The organism is Arthrobacter sp. EM1, assembly GCF_029964055.1.
GTDB lineage: Bacteria > Actinomycetota > Actinomycetes > Actinomycetales > Micrococcaceae > Arthrobacter.
On the sequence record NZ_CP124836.1, the window covers coordinates 1492796 to 1514963 of the forward strand.

The following is a 22168-nucleotide window of genomic DNA, read 5'->3' on the forward strand; positions in this document are numbered from 1 at the left end:
CGGAACAACCGGCACAGGCAGAACCCCCGGCACAGCTGATCGGGTGCGGTCGCGTTGAAGTCCCGGCGGATGTGTGGTCATCGTGGACGGGCGGAGTACCCCGTTCTCCTTCTCCAGCAGCCGGATCCGCTTTTTGGCATCCCTGAGCTCTGCGGCACTGGCACCGATGATCGCCTGACTAGGCAGGCGCGAGGGCGCGGCGCCTGCCCGAAGTACGCGTGAGGTGCTGCGCCGTGGGCCGCAGTTAGTCGGCGGACGGACCCCAGCGCCACCGCCTAACGAGCCGTCCTCAGTCCTCGACTATGGACATAGGCAGGCCGCCGCCATGAACGGAAGGGGCGATGCTGTCCAGCTGCCATCCATCCGCGGCCGCCCGAAACGTAGCGGTCTGCGGCACCGAGTAGCCCGACGGGACGTTGCTCGGCCCATTCGCTGCAGAGGCCTGGTGTTCTTCGGTCAATTCCTTAAAATGGACGCTTGCAGTCGACCCGGTCATCTTCACGGATTCCACCGTGATCTTCGTCGAAAAGTCCGTGTACCAGAAGCCCGTTGACTTGAATGCGGCCTTTGACCGGGCTACCACCGGAAGGTCCCGCGCGCGCTTGGCTAAGTAGGCCGCAGTCGCCTGCCCTTCGGTCAGGCGTGGAGCCGGGGGAGTGTCGAGGACGGTGCCGTTGCGGTCCTCGACAGCAGTCTGGATGATGGCCGTGAGCTCGGAGGACGACGGGCTGGGCACAGCTGCTGGAGGCGATTCGACCGTGAGCGGCCCGGCAGCCGACTGGCACCCGGAAAGGACCAACCCGAGCAGCACCGCTGTGGCGGCCGACGTGCGGCGGTAAGTCATCGTGCTCCTCCTGGTCATCGATGTCCCCTCAGCCTCCCCTGCCGGCCCCACACGGTCAACGGGGGCTCGCCTGTCCCGATCCAGGATCGCACGGGATAACCCCACCCTGCGGTCACTTGCCCTGTCCTTCCCGCCGATGACCGGGCGGGGAAGCCAGAGCCTGGCCGGACATCACCTTCGCCGTCGCCGGAACCCGCGAGGGGAGCCGGGCACTGTTCGGCTCCGGCACCTGCGTGGAGGGCGACATCGCGGCCCACTGGTTCCGGTTCCAGGGCGCCTGCTTCGAAGCACTGCTCCGGACGCCGTCGGTAGCTATCCCGGCGTGCCCGGATCAGGCGGTTCGGACCAGTCCAAGCACTCAACCCTTGCCGAGAACTGCGACGACGACGGTGTCCTGCCACTGCACGCGGATGGGCTTGTCCGGCTTCCGCAATGCACTGCGGTACCTGCCGATGTTTTCCAGGACCCGCGCGGGGCCATAACCCCGCCAGAAGCTCGAAACAGGGCAAACACTGAGGCGCACCTGAGCAAACGCCATCCCCGCCACTCGCAGCCAGGCAACAGGCAGTCCTGCCCACGGCAGTACGCGATTCCGCGGTTCACCCCCGCCGGTACCGGATACTCCCCGTCTCAGGCCCGGGATGGAACAGATTCAGTAGACTGATGTTTTCGTTAGTGCAACGGTTTTGCTATTTTCCCCCGGACCGCGGTGAAGCTGCACCAGCAGCTCAACCGGCCGGAAATGGAGTATGTAAATGGAATCTTTTCCGCTGGCGTTGCTATTGCTGATTTTCGTGGCTGCGGCGGCCGTAATCTGGTCCGCCGGGATCCAACTGTCCCGACAAACCGATGTTCTTGACGTCCGCCTGCATCTCGGATCCGCGCTTGGCGGGCTGATTCTGCTGGCCGTCGCGACGAATCTGCCCGAGCTTGCGATCACCTTCAGTGCGGCTGCGGCGGGGAACATCGGCGTGGCTGTCGGGAACATTCTGGGCGGCATCGCCATCCAGACGGTGGTGCTGGTCGTTCTGGATGTCTTTGGGACTAAGGGCAAAAAACCGCTGAGTTACCAGGCCGCATCACTGACCCTGGTCATCGAGGCAATCACCGTGATCGGCGTACTCGGGGTGGTGATCGCCGGAAGCCAGATGCCTGCGGGCCTTGTCGCGTTTCGCCTCACTCCTGCGGCCGTGCTGATAGCTCTGATCTGGCTGCTCGGCCTTTTCCTCGTACAGCGGTCCCAGAAGTCCCTCCCGTGGCACGGGCAGGGCCACGCCCCCGCTAGCCAGGACAAGCCCCAGGGTCACAGCAAGACAGCTAGGGCCGGCGGAACCAAGGCTTCGGGGACGGGCAAGTCGATGCTGATCTTCCTTGTTGCGGCTGCGGCGACCCTCGGCGCAGGGGTGGTGCTTGAACGCAGTGGGGAAGCCATCGCCGGACACATCGGGCTCTCCGGTGTCCTCTTCGGGGCAACATTCCTTGCGCTCGCGACATCGTTGCCGGAAATCTCCACCGGCCTGGCCTCAGTGAAGCAGGGCGACTACAGACTGGCCTTCAGCGACATTTTCGGCGGCAACGCATTCCTACCCGTCCTGTTCCTCGCCGCCGTCCTCATCTCCGGCAAACCCGTGCTGCCCCAGGCGCACGCCACCGACATCTACCTCACCGCCCTCGGCATCCTTCTGACCCTGGTTTACATGCTGGGACTGATTTTTCGGCCCGCACACAAAATCCTGGGAATGGGTGTTGACTCACTCGTCGTCCTCGTCCTGTACCTCATCGGGGTGGCAGGACTGTTCGCCGTGGCGTCAACGGGTTAGCCACCCTATTCCGGCCCGATCTGCTAGCTTCTCGGGGACTCCGTGGAGGGTGATCGCGGCCAAGATTGGTCGCAGATCTGCGTGGGGAGGTTGGATATGCCGATTGAGCCGGTCATGACTGGGCCTCCTCACTTGCAGCGATGGACTCGGCGATCCGCTTGATCGCGGCGAGCGTTTTCGGGATACCGTCGAGCGCCTGCTGGGTGCGGTCGGTGATCTGGACGTTGGCGCCGTCACCGTACTTCTCCTCGAACATGGCGATCCCGCCGGGCAGGAAGTCCCAAGATTCGCTCAGGGTCGTCCCGGTGTCTGCTGGAGTCAGGGCGAAGCCCCAGCGGACCAAGCTGCCACCCACCACCCAGGCGAACTCGCGACCGCGCTCGGCAGCCACCACCTGCGACCGGGTCTCCCAGGACCGGTGCGGGAGCTCATTACGCCCGGTGAACCAGGCACCGAGCTGGCCGGCATTGACCGCATCGTCCCACCAACACGAGGTACAGACTGGGCTCCACTCGCCGGTGCGGGTGATGTCAGAGACCAAGTCGTAGAGTGTCTCGGCTGATGCCTGGACCGTTACGGACTCCTGGTGATGGCGGATGTTTGTCGGATTCATGGGTCCATCATTACAGAACGGTCACTTCTTCTGCCGTTGTGCCAGTCTTCCAAGGTGACCAGGCCCGGCCGGGCCGCGGGTTGGCCGCCGTTGGGCTGGTGGCCGCTCACGGGTTCCGCCGGCGCAGGGTCAGCGAGGCCAGGACCAACACAGCCAGGACGATCGCTGCCATGATGCCGGTGTCTTGCCACAGTAGTTCCGTGGCATCGCTGTGGCCCGCGATCTCCTTCAGGGCATCCACCGAGAATGTCAGCGGCAGCACGTTAGACACTGCTTCCAGGAGCCCGTTCATCCGGTCCCGCGCGACGAACAGCCCGCACAGCAGGATCTGCGGTACCACCACAACCGGCATGAACTGCACAGCCTGGAACTCCGTCCGGGCGAAAGCGGAACACAGCAGGCCCAGCGCCACGCCCAGCACCGCGTTGACGACGGCGATCATTACCACGAGCCCCGCGCTGCCTTTGATCTCCAGGCCGAATACCCAGTAGGCGACGCCGGTGGCGACGAACGACTGGAGGGCGGCCATGATGGAGAACGCCAGCCCATAGCCGAACAGCAGGTCGGCTTTGTGGATGGGGGTGGTCAGCAGCCGCTCCAGCGTGCCGGAGGTCCTTTCGCGCAGCATCGTGATCGACGTGACGAGGAACATCACCACGAACGGGAAGATCGCCAGCATCATCAGACCTACCCGGTCGAAGGTCCTCGGCGCACCGGGCGGCACGGTCTCGTTTTCGTAGAGGAAATAGACAGCGGTTAGCAGCAGCGTAGGTACCACAAGCATCAGCGCCACGCTGCGTTGGTCGTGGCGCAGTTGGTCCAGAACGCGCGCCGTTGTGGCGAGCATCATGCGCGGATTCATTCCGTCACCTTCATTCCAGCTGCCGGAAGGCTGTTGGCTCCGGGACGCGGTTTAGTACCCGGGCCGTTGGGATGGCCGTCGTCGGCTTCGGCCTTCCTGATGATGTTCAGGAACGCCAGCTCCAAGTCCTCGCTTCCGCCCCGGTTGCTGAGCTCATCCGGGGTGAGCGAAGCCATTAGCCGGCCTTGCCGCAGGAGCAGCAGCGATGCACAGTGACTGGCCTCTTCCATAACATGGCTCGAAATCAGCAGGCTGGTGCCGGACGCGGACATGGCGCCGAAGCGCTCCCAGAGGTCCGCGCGGAGGACGGGGTCCAGGCCGACGGTCGGTTCGTCCAGGATGAGCAGCTTCGGGCGCGCCACGAGGGCGCAGGCCAGCGACACGCGGCTGAGTTCGCCCCCGGAAAGGTCTGCAGTCTTGATCCTGGCGTGCCCTTCGAGCCCGACGGCGGCAATCGCCGCGGCGGCGTCGCGCCGGTGTCTGCCGTGCATGGCACCGAAATACCGCACGTTCGCTTCGACGCTGAGGTCTGGGTAAACGCTGGGGGACTGGGTGACATAGCCAAGCTCATGGCGGAGGGCAGGATCGCCGGCAGGCCTCCCCAACACTGTAACGGAGCCCGAGGTAATGCGTTGGACCCCAACGATCGTGCGCATCAAGGTGGTCTTGCCGCTGCCGGAGGGACCCAGCAACCCGGTGATCCGGCCCGCCGGAATGCTGAAATTCAGCTCCTGGAGGATGACTTTGTGCGCCTTGACGATGGACAGGCTGCTCACCTGCACGGCTGCTACTGACCGGGACATGGTTTCCTTTGCAGGTGCCTGATTCACCAAGTAATGAATTGAATCTAGACCCGCGGAATCGTGCGGTCAACGGGACCAGCAAACTGCCATAATCCCATCATTTCCGCGCTGGTTCTGCGCCGGAAAAGACAAACAAACCCCGTGCCGGGTGCTGCCGCGTCTTCTGCTTGGACGGCAACACGCTGTGCCCGCCGGTACCTTCGCCCGCCCGGCCGGAATCCTAGGAAACGGGCCCACGGGGAGCGAACATGATCACCGACACCCCTGCGGCACAGATCAGGGACCCGATGACGTCCCAGCGGTCCGGGCGGAACCCATCGAAGACCACGCCCCATGCCAGGGACCCGGCGACGAACACGCCACCATACGCGGCCAGGATCCGCCCGAAGTGTGCGTCGGGCTGCAGTGTCGCCACGAACCCGTACAGGCCCAGGGCAATGACTCCGAGACCGGCCCACCACCACTCCCGGCCTTCCCTGACGGCCTGCCACACCATCCAGGCCCCGCCTATCTCGGCAACAGCAGCCAGGATGAACAGCAGCACAGACTTTGCAATGACCATGATGCCCATCCTGCCGCACGCTTGTGGACATCCCAGCACTGCGATCCATACGTCCGCGTGGCTGAGCGGGTTCCCCGCTGGGATCGCAGTGCACAGTGATTACGGATATCCGATGCCGATGCCGGCGCCGTCGGGACAAGGGGAACAGTTGCCGGGTGGTGGATGAGCAGGATATGCGTCCACTGCCTGCGGCCGGTTATTCGGCCGGGGCAGGTTCCTCGGGCCTGAGCATCGTGCTGGTTGGGTATGAGGCCCGCCATGCATCGAATGTCGCTGCGGGCATAGGGCAGCAGATGAAGTATTCCTGGACGACGTCGCAGTCGAATGTCCTCAGATGCGTAAGCGTCTCGGCGGTCTCGACGCCCTCGGCCAGGACGGTCAGCCCAAGACTGTGGCCGAGGTCGATGATGCACCCCGTGCCGTGCGAGCAGATCGGCAGTCTGCCGGGGCAGTCCGTCATCGAGCAGGCTGCGCGCGGACAAATTGACGGACATGGTCAAGGGGACTCCGGAGTCCAGCCAGGCCTTGGTCTGGGCGGGAGCGGCTTCCAGCACGTGGGTGGTCAAGGGGCCGATCAACAGCTCGTCGCCGTAGTGGTGACCGAAGGTGTCGTTGATCTCCCTGAACCAGTCCAGGTCGATGAGCAACAGTCCGACTGCCGCGCCGGTGCGCTCAGCCGCAGCGGGCTCCTGGCCGAAACGGTCAAAGAGCAACACGCGGTTCGGCAGACCGGTCAGGGCATCGTGAAGCGAGTCGCGCAACGCCTGACGCCGTTCACGGTCCAGTAGCCGCAATGGCAACGAACTTGGGGTCGACTTCTTCGCCGTCGATTTTGAGGGCGAGTGGTGTGTTGCCAGTACCGACAGCGTCGAACATGCGGGCAATTGAACCGAGATAAGACTCGTGGGCGGCGTCGAGCCGAGACTCCGTCTCGGGGTCGCTCTGGTCACCGTTCTCTTCGACGAGGTCCAGTGCTGTCACCAGGTCAGCGGATGCAGCGTTGTACTTTGCCCGTACTTCGGGGCCAGGCTCGAGTCGTTACTCGTGTTCCAGGGATTCCTCTGCCGTGACGGCACGATCGGCCCGGTCATAATAGTCCGACAGCGTGCTCGCATCATCAGCGGATTGGGCCGCTGAGGAGGCGACCTGTGAGGACCAGCCGGCGAAGACGCTGACACTAAGCAGCACCAGCACCAGCGCTACGGTGGCCACCCGGATGCGCAGGGCAGTTCGGTTGTCTGCACCGGGCTGGGCAGCACTGGCGTCCAAGTCGTCTTCGGCAGACGGCTCTGCCGCCGGGGCAGGCCGCCTCTGGTCCGCCAGCTGTCACGCAGGTGTCTTAATCATTCGGTTCGCCCGTGCATCACACGCGAGGGTTCGATAGCCGGCGCAGGACATATTCAATTACCGTCAGCATACGGCCCATTCTGCGCTCATAGGTTGCCTGGCTAGAACCGGTCAGTGCCTCGCAGCTTGCGGGGGCGGCCGTCCGGATCCACGACGAGACGGCTGATTGGATCCGCCCAGAGGCGTTGGAGGGCCGAGACGGGTTCTGGCGTGTGGTGTCGCACGTTTCCCGTGGGCCGGGGTGGGCGCTGGCCGGTTTCGTGCCAGTGGTCAAGAGCATCGGCGGTGGTGTTCCAAAGCTCGAGTCCGGCCGCAGGGTCGTGGAGCCGTGGGTCGTTCTGGTCCAGGCCAAGGTGCTCGGCCCAGAGTTGGAGCCGGAGCCCGCGGGCCAACGGCCGGGAAGCGCCGTCGCCGGTGTCTGTGCCGGGCGTTCCCCGATTGTCGGCGGTGGTGTCGAAGACGGCGCAGGTGAGCTCGCTGTCGGTGGTCCAGGACCGGCGGTTGAAATTGTCTGAGCCGCAGGTAAACCAGGTGTCGTCAATGATGCAGATCTTGGCGTGGACGTAGATCGGTGTTCCCGAGCGGTTCTCCAGGTCGAACACGCCGACCCTGCCGGGTGCGACCCGGTGCAGCATTTTGAGGGCCCGCAGTTGCCCGATCCGGCTGGGCGGCCCGGCGACAGGCCCATCAGAGTCAGGGTAACGGGGCACGACGGCAATGACCCTCAGCTCGGGATTCCGTTCGAGAGCTTCAACGATGCCTGCTGCGACCTCTGCCGACCACAGGTATTGATCCTCGATGTAGATCAGCGAACGGGCGCGGGCAAAGGCTTTCGCGTATCCGCGCGCGACGCTGCGCTCCCCATTTGGTGCGAACGGAAACGGGGGATGTTTCACCCCGTAGGTGCGCAGCAGCTGCACGGCATGAGGGCCGGCCGGTGGTGGCGGGGGCGCAGTTGCCGGGAGCGGTTCGGGGTGCCGGGGCATCCGGGCGAGACGTTGCAGCAGCATCCGGTAGGGAGTGCGCCGGTCCAGAGGATGGGGGTCGTTCCAACGTTCTGCGAACACGGCCAGCACGTCTGCCACCACTGGGCCACGCAGTTCGAGGGCGGCATCGTGCCACGGCGGTTGTTTCCCGTATCGGGGATCCATGTCCACCGCTTGCGGATCTCCCGCGTGATCGGCATCGTCTCGACGGCTGTGGGAAAGGTCGAGCCCGCCAACGAAAGCAATGTCCCGCGACGGATTGTCCCGACGGCGGATGACGAACAGTTTTTGGTGATGGGAGCCGAACAGGCGGACACGCTGATCCAGCAGCACCTCTCCTCCGGCGTCGTTGATCTGACGACTTAAGAGCTCATTGGCCCGGCCGCTGATCGGGGCCGATACGCGCTCCCCGTGGGATCTCCAGACAAGGCCCCGCACTTCGACTCCCGTGCGGGCCAACCCCGCGAGCAGATCGCCAATCGACGGTCCGTCCGGCAGGAGCCGCTCGTCGGCATCGCCACGCCAATCGGTGAACCACACACGGTCTCCCGCCTGCAGGTCTGTTAGCTCCTCATGCAGGCGGGCGAAGTAGCTCGCTCCATGGATGAGGGGCCGCACCAGGTTGCCCTCCGACCACGACGGGGATCCGGCACCGCCGGCGTGTACGTCCGTGGCCAGATTCCCCCGCTCAGCGCGACTCAGGAACCACGTACCGGCATTACTGTCCACTCGATACTCCTTCGGGGCCCGAGGCCAGGCCGCTAGTGTCTGGTCTCCAAAATAGCCTACGACTGTGCGGGTAATGCCACCATCCGGGTTCTCAGCGCCCGGCAAAAGCGGGTCGGCGGTTCCGGCCCGTCCGGTCTTCCGGTCGATCTGCAAAATGCGGACCGCGGGGGTCCGGGGCCAAGCCAACCGTTCCCGGTGTTCGCGGGAAACCTCCGTGGCGGGAAAAACACCCCCCCGGCCACCCATCCGTGACATGGATCACTGCGAACTGTAAGTGTCAACATCATGGGTTCTCCCACACGCAGGGGTTTTGCGCTGCGTTATCCGGCCGGGGGCCGGCGGGAGTACTCTCCGGATTGTCATGGTCTCAAAATCGAACTCATGACAGGAGCACACCAATGTTCGATCGCAAATTCGTCACCGATGCTATGAGCCGCAGCGCGGAAAACCCCATGGACCGGCGCATTTTGTTCCGCGCCGCCGGAATTGCAGGCATCGGCGGCGCAGCTGCTTTGATCGCCGCCTCACCGTCCCGTGCGGACGGCGACGCAGAGCATTCCGACAACAAGCCAAGCGACGGGGCGATCCTAAACTTCGCCCTCAACCTGGAATACCTCGAAGCGGAGTTCTACCTGCGGGCCGTTACAGGCCGGGGCCTGAGTGAGGGACTCACGGACGGCAAAGGACGAAAGGGCGGTGTGACCGGCGGGGCGAAGGTACCTTTCAAGGCCGGCAGCCTGATCGAAAAATACGCCAAGGAAATCGCCGCGGACGAAGAATCGCACGTCAAATTCCTCCGCACCGCGCTCGGCAAAGCCGCAGTTTCCCGGCCGCAAATTGATCTGGAGGCCAGCTTCACCGCCGCTGCCATGGCGGCGGGGCTGATCAAGGCAGGCCAGACGTTCAACCCTTTTGCGGACGAAACAAGCTTCCTCCTGGGCGCGTTCATTTTCGAAGACGTCGGCGTCACCGCCTACAAGGGCGCGGCACCGCTGATCGATAACAAGACCTACATCGAAGCCGCCGCCGGTATCCTCGCTGTCGAGGCTTATCACGCCGGAATCATCAGAACCACCCTCTACGCTCGTGATCTGCAGGTACCCGCCCAAGCGATCTCCGACGCCCGGGACAGCCTCGATGGATCAACTGATCTCGATCAGGGTATTGGCACTAAAGACACCGCCAACCTTGTCCCGACCGACGCAAACGGCATCGCTTTCAGCCGCAGCCCGGGGCAGGTCCTGAACATCGCCTACCTCACCGCCAAAGCAGAAAGAGAAGGCGGGTTCTTCCCCAAGGGGGTAAACGGCGAGATCAACCGGAGCGCAGCCAGCGCCTGACACTCCACCCTTGGCAAAAGCCACTAGCTCTTCTGCTTCCCCGCCACAGCGCTCACGGCTCCATCCGTGGCGGGGGCGCAGGAAGGCGACATCCGTGGCCCGGTCGAGACCAAGTGGAAGTACACCGTGCGCTCAGCGCCCCGGCTGATCACGCTCCGCGAACCCTAATGCGCCCTGCCTGTAGTCTTCTTACGTTGGTCGGCACGTCTGCCCCCTTCGGGAACAAGGGAATGACATGCAGCTGGTTGGGCGTACCGGAGCAGCCCTGGTCGGCGCAGTAGGGCTCGCCGTCCTGTTCGGCTGGTACACCGGAGGTGCACTGCTGGCGAGCGGGCTACTCTCGATGAAGCCGACGGCGGCGCTGGGAATAGTGCTCCTCTCGATTTCGCTGATCGCAGTTGACCATCGGCGTCTCACCGCAGTCCTCGGTTCGGCTATATTCGTCATCGGCGGCCTGTCATTTGTCGAAAACATACTGGGAACCTCGCTTGGCATCGATACCCTGCTGCCGGGAATCGAGTGGCGCGGGAGCCTGCCGCGGATGGCGCCGTCCACGGCCTTCTCGCTGTTGGTGTTGGGCGGCTCCGTCCTTTCCGGCAGACTTGTCCGAAGCGCGCTGGCCCTCGCAGCCCTGGGCATCAGTCATATCGCGATCCTCGGCTATATCTATGGCGTTTCCTCTCTTTACACCGTTGGTGGGTACACCAGCATGGCCTTGCCCACGGCCCTCGGGATTGCAGTGCTGTCGGCGGCGATACTGCTTCAGCACCCTTCCACTGGTTTGGCCGGACTGTCGCGGGACGCAGGCAGCGCAGGAAAGCTGCTTCGCCCGGCGATACCGTTCTTCATCGGTGGTCCGTTCGCCCTCGGCTGGATGTGCCTGACGGCGCAGCGTATGGGCTGGTTCGACACCCCTTTCGCCGTCGCGATGCTCGTCTTGAGCATGACGTTCCTCGGCTGCGCGTTCACCTGGCTGGCGGCGCTAAGGCTTCGCGAACTCGATGGGCAACGTGAGGCCGCGCTGAGGAGGCTTGCCGAGACAAACCACATGCTCGAGACCATGGTTGTGGCTCGGACCGGGGAACTGGCAGAGACAGCGGACGCGCTCCAGGCGCTCGTCCGGCTTGCACCGGTCGGCATCGTGCAGCTCGACGCCGGGGGAGGGCTTCTCTCCGCTAACGACCAGTGGCTCAATATGAGCGGGCTGACCCTGGTCCAGTCCCTGGGCAGCGGCTGGTCCTCCGCGCTGCACCCCGACGACGTCGAACGGGTACTGGCCGCATGGGGAGAATGCGTCTCCGCCGGCACCTCCTATTCGAGCACGATTCGTTTTCGCATGCCGGACGGGCAGGTCAACTCGGTGCAGGTCACCACCACGCCGATCCGCGATGAGGGAACCGTGACCGGACACCTGGCCAGCATCACGGACGTGACTGCCCTGCGGGCCGCGGAGGAGTCGGCGACGGCCGCCCGGGCACGGTTCGAGGCGGCCTTTGCCTGGTCCCCGCTCGGAACCGCCATCGTGTCGCTCGATGGCCGGGTGCTGGAGGCCAATCGGCGCCTCTTCGATCTGACCGGCCGGTCGACAGGTGTGCTGGATGAGTCCATTGAGGCGGTTTTTATGCCGCTCGAAACAGTCGGCCAGGATGCCCTGCCGGCCGGGCTGCTGGAGGGCTCCCGGCAGCGTATGGATCGACGGATGCGGCGCAGCGATGCCGAGGAGACGTGGGTGAAGGTCAGTGTCGCTGAAATCCACGAAGGCAAACACGTGGGGGGTCTCCTGTACCAGCTGGAGGACATCACTGCCCGCCGGCTGGCAGAGGCCCGTGTGGAGCACCTCGCTTTTCACGATCCGCTCACGAACCTGCCCAACCGGCTGCTGCTGCTGGACCGGCTTGCCCAGGCATTTCTCCAGGCGGGACGCCACGGCAAGGGTGTGGCCGTGTTGTTTATCGACCTGGACCGGTTCAAGGTCGTTAATGACAGCCTCGGGCACCACTCCGGCGACTTGGTCCTGACCGAAGTCGCCGACAGGCTGCGCCGCGGCACTCGGGCGTCGGACACGGTGGCTCGCCTCGGCGGCGACGAATTCGTCGTCGTCTGCCCAGATGTCGACAGCCGGCAAGACGTCGCCCGGCTCGCGGATGAGCTCCAGAAATCCATCGCCCTGCCGATCCTGATCGGCGAGCACATCGCATCCGTGGATGCCAGCATCGGCATCGCTTTCGGCGTCGGCGACGATGACCCTGAATCGCTTCTGCGTAACGCGGACCAGGCCATGTACTTGGCGAAGGACCACGGGCGCGCGCGATACGAAGTTTTCGACGACGAGCTGCGCGGCCGGGTCGCACAAACGCTGGACACCCAAATGTCCCTGCGCAGCGCGGTGGACCTGGGCCAGATCGAGACCTGGTACCAGCCGATAGTGGATCTGCGGAACCAAACGGTCGTGGCCACCGAAGCACTGGCTCGCTGGCGCCGACCCGAGCGCGGGCTCGTGCTGCCGGGTGACTTCATCGCTATCGCCGAAGAGACAGGCCTGATCAAGCAGATCGGAAGCACGGTCCTGAACCAGGCGTGCCGGGCCGCCGCGGCGCTGGACGGCGCCATGGCCGTCAGCGTCAACGTGTCTCCACGTCAGTTCGCGCGGGACGACTTCGGCGCCGTGGTCAAGCAGGCTCTCAGCATCTCCGGGTTGCCGCCGGAACGACTCTGGCTGGAGCTCACCGAGAGTGCGATGATCGAAGCGATCGGCTCCGCGGCCAAGATGTTCCACGAACTCCGCGACATCGGTGTGCGACTTGCCATCGACGACTTCGGCACGGGCTATTCATCCCTCTCCCACCTTCGGGCCTTCGACATCGACCTGCTGAAGGTGGACATAACGTTCGTGCGCGATATCGAAACGTCCGCACACGACCGGGCGGTTGTGGAAGGCGTCATTCGGTTGGCGGATTCGTTGAAGCTGGAGGTCGTCGCCGAGGGCATCGAAACGACCGGGCAACTGGACCTACTGCTGAAGATGGGTTGCCGATTCGGGCAGGGTTACCTTTTCTCGAGGCCGTCCCCCGACGTGTCACCGCTCGTGCATTTGGAGGGTTTCCTGGCTCCGGCAGCCCGCGCCCGGTGACTGTGGAATAAACGGTAATTCCGGCTCGACCTGCCGGACGGGGTGGAGCCCAAACCCGGACCCGGGGCCACAGCCGTCGATCAGGGCGAGGAATCACAGCCACCGCAGCAGGCGTACGATTCGTCCACCCCGGTGGTCTTTGCCGCCACCGCCGATAGATCAGCCGTGCCGCCGGGCACGGTGCAGCAGACGTCGCCCCGCCAGGCGTTGAGGCCTTCGCGGACGGCGATCACGGCGATCAGAAGTGCGGCGCCGGCGTCGGCCCACCACCAGCCCAGGGTGCTGTTCAACACCAGCCCGAGCAGCAGGACGGCAGAGAGGTAGGTGCACAGGAGGGTTTGTTTGGAGTCCGCCACCGCAGACCGGGAGCCGAGTTCCCGTCCGGCGCGGCGCTGCAGCCAGGACAACATTGGCATGATGGCCAGGCTGAGGGCGGCGATGATGATGCCGGGCGTGGAGTGCCGCGCTTCGCCGCCGCCGGCCAGCGAGCTGACAGAATCGACGGTGACGAAGGCTGCGAGGGCGAAAAAGGAGATCGCGATGAGCCGCAGGGTCAGGTGCTCCCGCCGTTCCGGATCCCGGGCGGCAAACTGCCAGGACAGGGCGACGGCGGATGCCACTTCGATTACGGAATCCAGGCCGAAGCCGATCAGGGCCGAGGACTCCGCGACGCCGCCGGCCCAGAGGGCGATGACCGCTTCGATGACGTTGTAGCTGATGGTGGCGGCAGCGAACAGCCGGATGCGCCGGCTTAGCACTGCCCGGCGGACGGGGTTCGGTCCCAGCGAGAGGGCCGTCATGCCAGGCACGTCCCGTCGGGGGCGCAGCAGGCCGGGTCCACGGCCAGGACGACGCCGAGCAGGTCGCCGATGGCGTGGCCCAACCGCTCGTCGGCGAGCTCGTACCGGCTCCGGCGGCCGTCGGGGACGGCCACCACCAGTCCGCAGCCGCGCAGGCACGTCAGATGGTTGGACATGCTCTGCCGTGAGACGCCGAGGGAATCGGCCAGGTCGGAGGGATAGGCTGGCGCCTCGGCCAGCGCCAGCAGGATCCGGGCCCGGGTCGGGTCGGAGACAGCGTAGCCGAACCGTGCCAGCACTGGAGCGCGGGTAAGGGATTCCATAACTCTAAAGTACACGCGGGAATGTATTCATACAATTCTGTATTGTTCTTATGGGCTAGGCTAATATGTGCACATGTAAGCACTTGTTGATTGTTCGCCATTACCGTGAGGAGCCGCGTTGCTTCAAGTCCTGGCCGTTCCGGCCTATCGGAAGCTCTTTTCGGCCCAGATCGTCGCCCTGCTGGGCACGGGCCTGTTGACCGTGGCGCTGGGTCTGCTGGCGTTTGACCTCGCCGGCGGCCAGGCCGGGGCGGTGCTGGGTACTGCGCTGACCATCAAGATGCTCGCCTATGTTTTCGTGGCCCCGGTGATGGCGGCGTTGGTCGAGCGACTGCCTAAAAAAGCGGTGCTCGTCGGCGCGGACCTGATCCGGGCAGGCATTGCCCTGATGCTGCCGATGGTGGACCAGGCATGGCAGATCTACGTCTTGGTCTTTGTGCTGCAGAGCGCCTCGGCAACGTTCACCCCGGCGTTCCAGTCGCTGATCCCGGTGGTACTTCCCGAGGAACGCCACTACACCCGGGCGCTCTCGCTTTCCAGGCTTGCCTATGACCTGGAGTCCCTGCTCAGCCCGGCGCTTGCGGCGGCCCTGCTGACAGTGGTCTCTTTTCATGAGCTCTTCCTGGGGACCGTGGCCGGGTTCTTGTTCTCGGCGGCCCTGGTGGTCACAACGCGCCTTCCGGTCGCACCGGCGGTGCGGCAGGAAGGAACCCTCTGGCACCGGACCACCCTTGGCGCCCGGATCTTTGCGAAGACTCCGGAGCTGCGGGGACTGATGGCGCTGAACCTGGCCGTCGCGGCCGCGACCGCCCTGGTGCTGGTGAACACCGTCGTCTACGCCCGGGACCTGTTCGGCGGCTCCAACACCGACGTCGCCATCGCCCTTGCCTGCTACGGCGCCGGTTCCATGGCCGTGGCGCTGACGGCACCGGCGATCCTGGACAGGTTACCGGACCGGGCCTTTATGCGGGCCGGAGCGGTGCTGGTCTCGTTCGGACTCGCCGGGGCGTTCGCGCTGCTGGCCGTACCGGGAACGTGGCCGGTCTTGCTGGGACTGTGGGCCCTGCTCGGCGCCGGGACCTCGATGATCAACACACCCTCTGCCCGTCTGCTGCGCCGCGCCGCGACGGACAGAACCCGGTCGTATATCTTCACGGCCCAGTTCTCCCTCTCCCATGCCTGCTTTATCATCACCTACCCCGTGGCCGGCTGGGTCGGCGCCGTCGCGGGACAGCCAGCGGCCGCCGCCGTACTGGCAGCGGTGGCTGCCATCAGCACGGCAGCGGCCTTCAAGTTCTGGCCCGCGGCGTTCAGGACCGGTCCAGTGCCGGAGACGACGAAAGGCTGAGCCGGTGGACAACATTACAGGCGCCCCCGCCGCCAGCCTCCAACACCCGGACGCCCCCGACGCTCTCCGCCTGGACGCGGCCACCGCTACCTTTCGGATGCTCTCTGACCCCACCCGGCTGCATATTCTTTGGCTCCTGGCCCAGGAACCCTCGGACGTCGGCTTCCTGGTGGAACGCACCGGGGCGTCCCGGACCTCGGTGAGCCAGCACCTGGCCAAACTGCGCTTCAGCGGTCTGGTCACCACCCGCAAGGACAGCCGCCACATTATCTACAGCATCGCCGGCGGACACCTGGCCCGTCTCGTGATGGAAGGCCTGAACCACGCCGACCACAAAGTCACCGGTGAATCCGTCCATGACTGAGCTGCGGGCCAGACGCGAAGTGCGGCAAACCCCGGACGAAGCCAGGGCATGAACTTTTGGGATGCGGCGGTCGCGGCCGCAGCTGGTGTCGTCCTGATCTATGCCGTACTGCTGGTTCTCTTGGCCGTGCCGGGTCCACAAGGTAACGGGTGTAGTCAGCGCGCTTGTTCCACACCCATGGCCGATGCACCCTTGTGCTTATCTGACGGACCGGATGTGCTCCAGTGCACACTGGCCGCTGCCGGGGTCAACGGACTTGGGCGGGGTTGAGTTTTAGCCGGCGCAGCAGCTGCGCGTTCAGGGCTACGACCACTGTGGAGATGGACATCAGTACGGCTCCCGTGGCAGGGGAGAGGACGACTCCGGCGAAGGCGAGTACGCCGGCGGCGAGCGGGACGGAGATGATGTTGTAACCGGTGGCCCAGATGAGGTTCTGCCACATTTTCCGGTAGCTTGCCCGTGAGAGGTCCAGCATGGACAGGACTGCGCGGGGGTCGTTGCCGGCTAGGACCACACCGGCGGATTCCATCGCGACATCGGTGCCGGTGCCGATTGCGATGCCCACTTCGGCCCGGGCCAGCGCGGGGGAGTCGTTGACGCCGTCGCCGACCATGGCGACTTTGAGTCCGCGGGCCTGCAGTTCGGCGACTTTCTTGTCTTTGTCTGCCGGGAGGACTTCGGCGAACACCTCTTCGATATTGAGTTCTTCGGCGACGGCGGATGCGACCTGTTGGGCGTCGCCGGTGATCATAGCGACCTTGATGCCGCGGTCCTGCAGGGCTTTGACGGCCTGGCGGGATTCGGTGCGGACGGCGTCCTCGAGGCTCACGGCCCCGAGGATCCTTTGCCCGTCAATGATGTGCAGGACGGCTGCGCCACGGTCCATCCACGCCCCGGTGGCGGCGGCCAATGATTTCGGTTCGTGGGCTTCGAGGTCACGGAGCAGTGCCGGGCCGCCGACGTGGATGGTCCTGCCGTCGACCGTGGCGCGGACACCGCGGCCGGTCATGGACGAAAATCCGGACGCCGCTGGAATCGTCAGGTTCTGCTCCCGTGCGGCGCGGACGATGGCCCGTGCCACCGGGTGCTCACTGTCTGCTTCCACGGCTGCTGCCAGTGCCAGGAGATCGTTCCGGTCCACGCCTTGGGCGGTCGCGACGTCTTTGAGTGCCGGTTCGCCCTTGGTGAGGGTCCCGGTCTTGTCGAAGAGCACAACGTCGATGGTGCGCATGCGCTCCAGTGCCATCCGGTTCTTGATCAGGACACCGGCCCGTGCCGCCTGCTCGGTGGAGATGGCGATGACCAAGGGGATGGCCAGGCCAAGGGCATGGGGGCAGGCGATTACGAGGACGGTGACGGTGCGGGTCACGGCGTCGGGGACGCTGCCCAGCAGTGACCAGACGATGAACGTGAGGACCCCGGCGCCGGCGGCGAAGTAGAACAGGAAACCGGCGGCCCGGTCGGCCAGGGCCTGGGCTTTGGAGGAGGAGGCCTGCGCCTCGGCGACGAGGCGCTGGATTCCGGCCAGGGCGGTGTCGTCCCCGACAGCGGTGACCTGCACGCGGACGGTGTTGTCTGTGGCGATGGTTCCGGCGATGACCTTATCCCCGGATGAGCGGAGGACGGTCCTGGATTCCCCGGTGATCATCGATTCGTCGAACTCTGCCTGGCCGTCAACAATGGTGCCGTCGGCCGGCATTCGGGCTCCGGAGCGGACCAGGACGGTGTCCCCCGCCGCAAGCTCGCTGACTTTGATGGTTTCGGTGCCCTCAGCGGTAATCCTGTCTGCCTCGTCGGGCAACAGAGCCGCAAGAGCGTCCAGGGCACCCCGTGCGGAGCCGAGGGCGCGCATCTCGATCCAGTGCCCCAGCAGCATGATCGCCACCAACAGGGCCAGCTCCCACCAGAAGTCCAGGTCGAACCCGCCGATCCCGAGGCTGGTGATCCAGGAGGCGATGAATGCGACGCTGATCGCCATGGCGATCAGCAGCATCATGGCCGGTTTTCGGCTCTTCAGTTCCTCCAGGCCACCTTTGAGGAAGGGCTGCCCGCCGTAGAAGAAGATCACCGTGCCCAGCGCCGGCGGGATCCAGGCCGAGCCCAGGAAAACCGGGGGTGTATAGCCCAGCAGCCCGCCGAACATGGGGCTGAAGAACACGACAGGCACGGACATGGCCAGCGTCAGCCAGAACCTGTTCTTGAACATCGCGACGCTGTGTCCGGCGTGTTGGCCCTGGGTGTGCACCATGTGCTCATCATCCATGCCGCCGCCATGGCCGGGGTGGGAGTGAGGAGCGTTGCCGACGACGGACCTGCTGAGGGGAACGCCGGACGTGTCCTGCCGGGCGGCACGTCCGTGGTGGTGGTCGTGGTCCATGGGTGTACTCCTTATGTTGTTTCCCCGGCTGCGGGCGGCTCGGACAAAGCACTTCACTGACAACATCCCAAACATACCCCCAGGGGGTATAGCTGACAAGCAGGTCCGGATGTCTGTCCCCTTATCCGATGCGTCGACGATGGGCGAGAGAGTGGATTCTCGCCTGGGGTGGAACCTGCCGTGTTGAGTCGATGGCACGAGCCACGTCTTGCGAACCGAGCACTGGACAGACCGCCGCGTGGTCGCTGGCTGTGGTGCGGGAGCCTAGTTCACCGTAATTTGTGTGTACATCCCGGCGGCGTAATGGCCCGGCAGATTGCAGACCAGCTCATAGCGTCCGGGCGGGAGGGTGACGGTCACCCAGCCTGTGGTTCCGGGCAGGATCCCTTGACCGGTTCCTTCGGCGCAGGTATTGGATGCTTCCCCGAGGCTGTCGGCCTCGTCGATTTGTCCGTCAGCGCCGATCGGGCGGGTGCCGGGGATCTGGTCGGCGGCGAGGGGCAGGATGACCAGTTCGTGGCTGAGGGTGCCGGCATTGGCGGCCAGGAAGGACACCGCGCCGTGCGCAAGCGTGCTGCGGTCTGCCGTCATCCGCATGGCCCCGCCCATCCCGCCGTTGCGCGCGCCCATCATGGGACCGCCCATGTTGGTCAGTGACACGCTGATGACCGGCCCGGGAAGATCCGGGGCGACGCACCGGTTCCGGGCCGGAAAACCGGTGACCCCGGGATTCACCAGTCCGCCGAAGAGTCCAACAGCGACGAGGGACAGTGCCGTTAGAAGAATCGTGGCGGCGATCCCGAGGAACAGCTGCCCGCGGCGGGATATAGCCTTCATTCCTGGCGCCTGAGCGCCGCCCGCCGGGCAGTGAACTCCTGTTCGTCGATTTCCCCGCGGGCAAAGCGCTCATGGAGAATACGCTCGGCGTTGTGGTGCGGCGGCAGGGGCGCGCCTGCACCATCGCCGCCATGGGGTCGCCGGACCAGCAGCACCACCACGGTCACCACGCCGCCCCAGAAAATCAGCATCAATGCGGCCATGGCCACCCATGCGCCGATGCCCCAGCCAGACCCGTACCAGCCATCCATCATGATCAAACCTCCTGCAACAACGCTATGGCCCCGCAGAGCCTTGGAACAGAGGCTTACGCCCCGAGCGCCGCGGGTGCAGACCGGGGGCGTTTGGTCCGTGGAAATGCCTTAAGGATCATTCCTTCCACGTCATTGAGACGGACGAGGGGGTGACGGCTGAGCTGGACTTCGTTATGGTTGGCGCCGGCGTCGATGGGCTCGAGTCGGAACGATGTGCCGCCGCCGTGCGACGGCGTGGGTGAACCGGGAATTGTTGCAAGGTCTGGAACCCAAAGGCTTTGGCAGGTCCTATGCGTGGCGACATGTACTCGGGAGCGGCCCTGACGGCGGATTACCTGGCCGGGATGTTCAACGACTGACCGGTGTGTGCGGAGATCAGTCAGCGTGGAGTTCGACGCGGGCGCCCATCGCAGTGAGCGCTCCATAGAGGTCAGGCACGCCCCACCATTCGACAGCTAGTCCGCCTTCAAAGCGGAGGATGTGAATGGAGGCCACCGTCACGGGTTTATTGCTGGCCGCCAGGCCTAGAAACGGCCCTGTATGCGTCCCCCGCCATGTCATCCGGCCTGCAACTTTATCGCCCTCCGCGACGGTATCCTCGATCGTTCCCGTGAGGCCGGAGAGGCCGGCATGCATTCCCTGCATCCAGTGAATAATTCCAGCCGAGCCTGGAAGCTGGCCTGGATCGGCGCTATGGTCCACGATGTCGGCGCTGACGACCCGGGCCAGCGCATCCTCGTCATTCGCCGTGACGGCGGCGATGAGGCGCCCGTATGCCTGCCGCAGTTCGTCTTTGTTTCCCATCGTTTCTCCCCGGATCGGCTCCTGCAACTAAGTCTGGTCGCCGCAGCGGATGCAGGCAAGGGGGGCGTGACCCCGCTGATAGCTCCGAGCGGGTGGCGTCTTGGAACTTCTCTCCCGGGAGCCGACGCGGGGATAGGAGCGGGGTGCGGTGGCTCTCGCGGCGTTAAGTTGCCGCGGCCGGTACACGGCAGTGAATAACTTACCGGAAGGCGGCGGTTCCGCATTCCGGCGGCCAGGCTTGAGGCCCCTAAACGCACATCCTGGTGGCGGGGGCCGGGCGCCGGTTCCGGCCACCCTGGATCAGCAGTGCATCGGCGCAGGGGTCAGAAATATCTTCGAGTCGTCGCAGGGGAACTGGACATTGGACGTCCCATCTCCTGTAGGCTGACTAATAAGAGTGGTCGATCACAGCCACGGCCAGAAGGAGCGACATGAGCATCGAATCCCAGGTAGTGTCCCCGGCCCGTTTCAGCGCTCAGATCAGGTCCCATGCGCTGCAGACGCGCATCATGGACCTCATCCTAGAACAGGGACTGGACGTTGGGGACGCATTGCCGACTGAAAGTGAGCTTTCGGCGGTGCTGGGTGTCGGGCGTAACACTGTCAGGGAGTCCCTGAAGGTGTTGCAGGCGCTTGGTGTGATAGAGATCCGGCACGGTTTTGGCATGTTCGTGGCACCTAACAACTTCAGTGCACTGACCGACGGGCTGGCGTTCCGCGGCCGTCTGTCGCTGCGGCACCGGGGTGAAGAGGCCATGGAGTTGATTGACGTGCGTCAGGCGCTGGAATCCGGACTCATCGGGTCCGCGATCGACCTCATGACCGAGGAGCACCTCGACGGTCTCCGCACCACCATGGAGCTGATGGACGCTGCCGCGGAAGCAGGCGAGCCGCTGGCCGAACTGGATGCGGAGTTCCACCGCAGGCTCTACGCGCCCCTGAACAACGAGCTTCTCATCAATCTCATGGATGTCTTCTGGAAGGTCTACCGGCAGATCCATCAGGCTTTGGGCTCAGGACCCGTGGATCTGGGCGATCAGGCCCGTGTCCATTGGGAGATCTTCCAGGCCGTGGTCGACAAGGACAAGCCGCTGGCCTCCGAGCGGCTCCAACGCCACTTCGACGGCATCCGCCGGAAGCTCAAGGACGTCGCGGCCAGCTAAAGGCCAAGGCGGGCCAGGCGCGTTCGCATCAATCCGAACCACTGGTCGGGGTCCCGGAGCCATGCCGGGTTTGGCGCGCCGCAGCGGGCGTGCGGGAGGAACGCCCTTCGGAGTTGATGCCCGCGATGAGTCCGTGCCATGGCGCCAGTCCTCAGCAGTGCAGCGCGGCAGTGAACCATCCGGTGATGGTGGCCGGGTGGGTAATGGCGGTGCCGACGACGACGGCGAACGCGCCGGCGCCGAGCGCCTGGCGGGCTTGCTCCGGTGTGTGGATTCGGCCTTCGGCGATGAGCGGTTTCCCGAAGGCTGCAGCGGCGATCCGTTCGAGGAGTTCAAGGTCAGGGCCTTGGGTCTTGGTGCGTTCACTGGTGTAGCCGGCGAGGGTGGTGCCGATCAGGTCGACCCCGGCGTCGACGGCCGCTGCAGCGTCGTCGTAGGAGCCGCAATCGGCCATAACGAGCGCGTGGGAGCCGCCACGGATGCCGGCGACTGTCGCTGCCAGGCTCAACCCGTCCGGGCGCTGCCGGCGGGTGCCGTCGATGGCCACGATATGCGCTCCGGCATTGGCGACTGCTAGGGCATGCCGCAGTGTCGGGGTGATCAGGACGCCGTCGTGGCCATCCTTCCAGAGCCCGATGACCGGGACCTCGACGGCGGCCCTGGTGTGCTGGATATCGGCCAGCCCCTGGACCCGGACGGCTGCGGCACCGCCGATGACGGCGGAGGCCGCGAGCTGCGCGGTGGTGCGGGGATCCCGCATCGGCTCGCCAGGGTAGGCCTGGCACGAAACGATAAGCCTGGAGCGGAGGGACTCGAGGCCGTCGGGGGTCAGGATCATAAGTGCCTTGTTTCTGTGTGGCCC

At 65.1% G+C, this 22168-nt stretch carries 22 protein-coding genes; 6 read left to right on the forward strand and 16 right to left on the reverse strand.

Annotation, left to right across the window (positions count from 1 at the left end):
• Window positions 1-289 precede the first annotated feature (289 nt).
• The gene (locus QI450_RS06905; protein WP_226776280.1) at window positions 290-844 is read right to left on the reverse strand and encodes a hypothetical protein; all 555 of its coding nucleotides are present in this window, start codon (window positions 842-844) and stop codon (window positions 290-292) included.
• Window positions 845-1599: 755 nt separating this feature from the next.
• On the opposite strand from QI450_RS06905, the gene QI450_RS06910 reads away from it, so the two are divergent.
• Entirely contained in the window at window positions 1600-2664 is a 1065-nt protein-coding gene (locus QI450_RS06910; RefSeq protein ID WP_226776282.1) for a sodium:calcium antiporter, read from the forward strand.
• Window positions 2665-2776: 112 nt separating this feature from the next.
• Here QI450_RS06910 and QI450_RS06915 read toward each other — a convergent pair whose 3' ends face one another.
• The 8 genes from QI450_RS06915 to QI450_RS06950 all read right to left on the reverse strand — a co-directional run bounded on the left by QI450_RS06915 (window position 2777) and on the right by QI450_RS06950 (window position 8566).
• Window positions 2777-3277, reverse strand: coding sequence for an SRPBCC family protein (locus QI450_RS06915; protein ID WP_226776283.1), 501 nt, complete (start codon window positions 3275-3277; stop codon window positions 2777-2779).
• A 106-nt stretch (window positions 3278-3383) separates the two neighbouring features.
• Complete coding sequence (locus QI450_RS06920) at window positions 3384-4127, reverse strand: ABC transporter permease (protein ID WP_226776292.1); 744 nt, start codon at window positions 4125-4127, stop codon at window positions 3384-3386.
• Window positions 4128-4135: 8 nt separating this feature from the next.
• Window positions 4136-4942, reverse strand: a complete 807-nt coding sequence (locus QI450_RS06925; RefSeq protein WP_226776284.1) for an ABC transporter ATP-binding protein — start codon at window positions 4940-4942, stop codon at window positions 4136-4138.
• 220 nt (window positions 4943-5162) lie between these two features.
• Window positions 5163-5504, reverse strand: coding sequence for a YnfA family protein (locus tag QI450_RS06930; protein WP_226776285.1), 342 nt, complete (start codon window positions 5502-5504; stop codon window positions 5163-5165).
• Window positions 5450-6220, reverse strand: coding sequence for a diguanylate cyclase (locus tag QI450_RS06935; RefSeq protein WP_282360954.1), 771 nt, complete (start codon window positions 6218-6220; stop codon window positions 5450-5452). Before QI450_RS06935 ends, QI450_RS06930 begins: the two co-directional genes overlap by 55 nt.
• A gap of 58 nt (window positions 6221-6278) precedes the next feature.
• Entirely contained in the window at window positions 6279-6485 is a 207-nt protein-coding gene (locus QI450_RS06940; RefSeq protein WP_226776287.1) for a hypothetical protein, read from the reverse strand.
• 57 nt (window positions 6486-6542) lie between these two features.
• Window positions 6543-6773, reverse strand: a complete 231-nt coding sequence (locus tag QI450_RS06945) for a hypothetical protein (protein ID WP_226776288.1) — start codon at window positions 6771-6773, stop codon at window positions 6543-6545.
• A 179-nt stretch (window positions 6774-6952) separates the two neighbouring features.
• The gene (locus tag QI450_RS06950) at window positions 6953-8566 is read right to left on the reverse strand and encodes a phospholipase D-like domain-containing protein (RefSeq protein ID WP_226776289.1); all 1614 of its coding nucleotides are present in this window, start codon (window positions 8564-8566) and stop codon (window positions 6953-6955) included.
• Window positions 8567-8964: 398 nt separating this feature from the next.
• On the opposite strand from QI450_RS06950, the gene QI450_RS06955 reads away from it, so the two are divergent.
• Together QI450_RS06955 and QI450_RS06960 are read left to right on the forward strand one after the other, a co-directional pair.
• Entirely contained in the window at window positions 8965-9906 is a 942-nt protein-coding gene (locus QI450_RS06955; protein WP_282468142.1) for a ferritin-like domain-containing protein, read from the forward strand.
• Window positions 9907-10141: 235 nt separating this feature from the next.
• Complete coding sequence (locus QI450_RS06960; RefSeq protein WP_226774283.1) at window positions 10142-13036, forward strand: GGDEF and EAL domain-containing protein; 2895 nt, start codon at window positions 10142-10144, stop codon at window positions 13034-13036.
• An 80-nt stretch (window positions 13037-13116) separates the two neighbouring features.
• On the opposite strand, the gene QI450_RS06965 is transcribed toward QI450_RS06960, so the two are convergent.
• Complete coding sequence (locus tag QI450_RS06965) at window positions 13117-13836, reverse strand: cation transporter (RefSeq protein WP_226774282.1); 720 nt, start codon at window positions 13834-13836, stop codon at window positions 13117-13119.
• Window positions 13833-14159: a metalloregulator ArsR/SmtB family transcription factor gene (locus QI450_RS06970; protein ID WP_226774281.1), complete on the reverse strand. Its 327-nt coding sequence runs from the start codon at window positions 14157-14159 to the stop codon at window positions 13833-13835. Before QI450_RS06970 ends, QI450_RS06965 begins: the two co-directional genes overlap by 4 nt.
• Window positions 14160-14277: 118 nt before the next feature.
• Between QI450_RS06970 and QI450_RS06975 the strand changes: the two genes are divergently transcribed.
• Together QI450_RS06975 and QI450_RS06980 are read left to right on the forward strand one after the other, a co-directional pair.
• A complete protein-coding gene (locus QI450_RS06975) occupies window positions 14278-15507 on the forward strand; it encodes an MFS transporter (RefSeq protein ID WP_226774280.1) in 1230 nt (409 codons plus the stop codon).
• A gap of 4 nt (window positions 15508-15511) precedes the next feature.
• Window positions 15512-15871 carry a metalloregulator ArsR/SmtB family transcription factor gene (locus QI450_RS06980; RefSeq protein ID WP_226774279.1) on the forward strand — a complete coding sequence of 120 codons (360 nt, stop codon included), beginning with the start codon at window positions 15512-15514 and terminating at the stop codon, window positions 15869-15871.
• A 247-nt stretch (window positions 15872-16118) separates the two neighbouring features.
• On the opposite strand, the gene QI450_RS06985 is transcribed toward QI450_RS06980, so the two are convergent.
• The 4 genes from QI450_RS06985 to QI450_RS07000 all read right to left on the reverse strand — a co-directional run bounded on the left by QI450_RS06985 (window position 16119) and on the right by QI450_RS07000 (window position 20143).
• On the reverse strand, window positions 16119-18248 hold the full coding sequence (locus QI450_RS06985) for a copper-translocating P-type ATPase (protein WP_282468143.1): 2130 nt from the start codon (window positions 18246-18248) through the stop codon (window positions 16119-16121).
• 264 nt (window positions 18249-18512) lie between these two features.
• A complete protein-coding gene (locus tag QI450_RS06990) occupies window positions 18513-19085 on the reverse strand; it encodes a sulfocyanin-like copper-binding protein (RefSeq protein ID WP_226776034.1) in 573 nt (190 codons plus the stop codon).
• The gene (locus tag QI450_RS06995; RefSeq protein WP_226776035.1) at window positions 19082-19339 is read right to left on the reverse strand and encodes an SHOCT domain-containing protein; all 258 of its coding nucleotides are present in this window, start codon (window positions 19337-19339) and stop codon (window positions 19082-19084) included. The genes QI450_RS06990 and QI450_RS06995 overlap by 4 nt, the downstream gene beginning before the upstream one ends.
• A 375-nt stretch (window positions 19340-19714) precedes the next feature.
• Window positions 19715-20143, reverse strand: coding sequence for an ester cyclase (locus tag QI450_RS07000; RefSeq protein WP_226776036.1), 429 nt, complete (start codon window positions 20141-20143; stop codon window positions 19715-19717).
• A 431-nt stretch (window positions 20144-20574) separates the two neighbouring features.
• Here QI450_RS07000 and QI450_RS07005 point away from each other — a divergent pair, with 431 nt between their 5' ends.
• A complete protein-coding gene (locus QI450_RS07005; RefSeq protein ID WP_226776037.1) occupies window positions 20575-21306 on the forward strand; it encodes an FCD domain-containing protein in 732 nt (243 codons plus the stop codon).
• A 151-nt stretch (window positions 21307-21457) separates the two neighbouring features.
• Here QI450_RS07005 and QI450_RS07010 read toward each other — a convergent pair whose 3' ends face one another.
• Window positions 21458-22144, reverse strand: coding sequence for an N-acetylmannosamine-6-phosphate 2-epimerase (locus QI450_RS07010; RefSeq protein ID WP_226776038.1), 687 nt, complete (start codon window positions 22142-22144; stop codon window positions 21458-21460).
• Between the last annotated feature and the right edge of the window lie 24 nt (window positions 22145-22168).

Excerpts from the sequence above, each read along its gene's own strand:
- QI450_RS06985 (WP_282468143.1), bottom strand. The coding sequence starts at position 18,248 with ATGGACCACGACCACCACCACGGACGTGCCGCCCGGCAGGACACGTCC.
- QI450_RS06925 (WP_226776284.1), bottom strand. The coding sequence starts at position 4,942 with ATGTCCCGGTCAGTAGCAGCCGTGCAGGTGAGCAGCCTGTCCATCGTC.
- QI450_RS06955 (WP_282468142.1), top strand. The coding sequence starts at position 8,965 with ATGTTCGATCGCAAATTCGTCACCGATGCTATGAGCCGCAGCGCGGAA.
- QI450_RS06960 (WP_226774283.1), top strand. The coding sequence starts at position 10,142 with ATGCAGCTGGTTGGGCGTACCGGAGCAGCCCTGGTCGGCGCAGTAGGG.
- QI450_RS07010 (WP_226776038.1), bottom strand. The coding sequence starts at position 22,144 with ATGATCCTGACCCCCGACGGCCTCGAGTCCCTCCGCTCCAGGCTTATC.
- QI450_RS07005 (WP_226776037.1), top strand. The coding sequence starts at position 20,575 with ATGAGCATCGAATCCCAGGTAGTGTCCCCGGCCCGTTTCAGCGCTCAG.
- QI450_RS06965 (WP_226774282.1), bottom strand. The coding sequence starts at position 13,836 with ATGACGGCCCTCTCGCTGGGACCGAACCCCGTCCGCCGGGCAGTGCTA.
- QI450_RS06920 (WP_226776292.1), bottom strand. The coding sequence starts at position 4,127 with ATGATGCTCGCCACAACGGCGCGCGTTCTGGACCAACTGCGCCACGAC.
- QI450_RS07000 (WP_226776036.1), bottom strand. The coding sequence starts at position 20,143 with ATGGGAAACAAAGACGAACTGCGGCAGGCATACGGGCGCCTCATCGCC.
- QI450_RS06905 (WP_226776280.1), bottom strand. The coding sequence starts at position 844 with ATGACTTACCGCCGCACGTCGGCCGCCACAGCGGTGCTGCTCGGGTTG.
- QI450_RS06910 (WP_226776282.1), top strand. The coding sequence starts at position 1,600 with ATGGAATCTTTTCCGCTGGCGTTGCTATTGCTGATTTTCGTGGCTGCG.
- QI450_RS06930 (WP_226776285.1), bottom strand. The coding sequence starts at position 5,504 with ATGGTCATTGCAAAGTCTGTGCTGCTGTTCATCCTGGCTGCTGTTGCC.
- QI450_RS06990 (WP_226776034.1), bottom strand. The coding sequence starts at position 19,085 with ATGAAGGCTATATCCCGCCGCGGGCAGCTGTTCCTCGGGATCGCCGCC.
- QI450_RS06915 (WP_226776283.1), bottom strand. The coding sequence starts at position 3,277 with ATGAATCCGACAAACATCCGCCATCACCAGGAGTCCGTAACGGTCCAG.
- QI450_RS06970 (WP_226774281.1), bottom strand. The coding sequence starts at position 14,159 with ATGGAATCCCTTACCCGCGCTCCAGTGCTGGCACGGTTCGGCTACGCT.
- QI450_RS06995 (WP_226776035.1), bottom strand. The coding sequence starts at position 19,339 with ATGATGGATGGCTGGTACGGGTCTGGCTGGGGCATCGGCGCATGGGTG.